Raw genomic sequence first — 516 nt, 5'->3', positions numbered from 1 at the left:
ATGTAGTTGTTCGGGATGATGCCGGTATCAGCGATCATGATGCGCGCGCCGAAGAGCGAGTTGATCGTTTGGGTCGAGGTGACGATGTTTCCCGCCTTGTCGGCGATGGTCACATGCGTGGTGTTGGCGGATTCATTGGTCAGCACGCGCGATCCGAATTCCTTCGCGCGCGTGACGTCGATCTCCGGCCGACGCTCCTCGCCATAGGCCGTGGAGATCAGCCGCGCGACCGGCACGTCGACGAAGGCGGGATCGGCCGTGGCGGCGCGGCGGTCGGCGGCGGCGATCTTCAACGCCTCGAAGACGAGGTGCAGCGTGGGCTCGGTGCCGAAGCCGGAGGCACGGAGGTCGAAGCCCTCCATCAGGTTCAGCATCTGGATCACGTGCACGCCGCCCGAGCAGGGCGGCGGCGGTCCCACGAGTTCCACGCCGCGAATGGTGCCGCGCACGGGCTCGCGCGTCTCGGTGCGATAGGCGGCGAGGTCGCCCAGCGCCAAGGTCGAGCCCCGCGCGCGC

General features: G+C 68.0%; 1 protein-coding gene. It reads right to left on the bottom strand.

What is annotated here, in order from left to right; genetic code table 11:
- Positions 1-497, bottom strand: a 497-nt coding sequence (locus AC1DWF_RS38695; protein WP_476843691.1) for a gamma-glutamyltransferase, incomplete at its 3' end; no start/stop codon positions are given.
- Positions 498-516: the final 19 nt, after the last annotated feature.

The sequence above is a fragment of the Aminobacter sp. P4_D5 genome (assembly GCF_056401815.1).
This window is presented reverse-complemented; position numbering and strand designations above follow the sequence as displayed.